The organism is Nonomuraea zeae (assembly GCF_005889725.1).
In the GTDB taxonomy this organism is placed as follows: Bacteria; Actinomycetota; Actinomycetes; order Streptosporangiales; family Streptosporangiaceae; genus Nonomuraea; species Nonomuraea zeae.
In genome coordinates, this window is record NZ_VCKX01000675.1 from 1 (window position 1) to 1334 (window position 1334).

Annotated in this window: 1 protein-coding gene; it reads left to right on the forward strand. The window is 66.9% G+C overall.

Features of this window, described 5'->3' with window-relative positions; all coding sequences use genetic code 11:
• The coding region (locus ETD85_RS62315) for an amino acid adenylation domain-containing protein (RefSeq protein ID WP_138699096.1) at positions 1-1334 on the forward strand (1334 nt) is incomplete at both ends.

Below are 1334 nucleotides of genomic sequence, written 5' to 3' on the forward strand. Positions count from 1 at the left end.
TGGCCCTGCCACGCGGCATCGACATGATCACAGCGCTCCTCGCCGTACTCAAAACCGGAGCCGCCTACCTGCCCATCGATCCCGAACACCCAACCGACCGCATCACCCACATACTCGACGACGCACGACCACGGCTGCTGCTCACCACCACCGCCACCGAAATCGCCGCTGCGAACGTCCCCCATCTGCTGCTCGACCAGATCAGCCCCGCCGCCTTGGCGGCACGACCGGCAAGCAACCCAGCCGGACCCACACCTGCCAACACCGCCTACGTCATCTACACTTCCGGCTCCACCGGCAAGCCCAAGGCCGTGATGGTGCCGCACGCGGGAATCCCCAGCCTGGCCTCCACGACAACCGAACGCTTCGCCGTCGGTGCCGATGCACGGATCCTCCAACTGGGATCACCGACCTTCGACATCAGCGTGCTCGAAATCGTCTCAGCCCTGTCCACCGGAGCCGCGCTGGTCATCCCCGCACCAGGCGTGCTCGACGGCGACGCTTTGGCCGACACCCTCGTCACGCAGGCAGTGACCCATCTGATCGTCCCGCCATCACAACTGGCCGCACTCCCCCCGGTCGAGGCCGGCTCTCTGCGCACGATCGTGGTTGGTGGCGAGGCCTGCTCGGCCGACCTGGTCGCCCGCTGGTCACCAGGCAGACGAATGATCAACGCCTACGGCCCCACCGAGGCCACCGTCGCGGCCACCATGACCGAACCACTGCACGACCCCGCAACCGCGCCACCGCTCGGCATACCGGTGCAAAACACCAGGGTGTACGTGTTGGACTCCGGACTACGTCCCCTGCCACCCGGTGTGGCGGGCGAGTTATACGTCTCAGGCGCCGGCGTCACCCGCGGTTATCTCCGCCGACCGGCATTGACCGCGGAGCGGTTCGTGGCCGACCCGTTCGGTCCGCCCGGAACTCGCATGTACCGCACCGGCGACCTGGCCCGCTGGCGGCCTGACGGACAGCTGGAGTTCCTCGGCCGCGCCGACCACCAGGTCAAGATCCGCGGGCTGCGCATCGAACTCGGCGAGATCGAGAACGCCCTCTGCACGCATCCCACGGTCATGCAAGCCGTCGTGACGATCCGCGAAGACAGCCCCGGCGACAAACGCATCATCGCCTACGTCATCCCAGAGGCGAGCACGACCATCGACCACGACACTCTGCGTCAGCATTTGGCGTCTCGCCTGCCTCGCTACATGGTGCCCGCCGCGTTCGTCGTGATGGACGCCCTTCCGTTGAACGCCAACGGAAAGGTTGATCGGCGGGCGTTGCCTGCGCCGGAGTTCATGGTTGTCGATGGTCGTGCTCCGCGTTCGCCG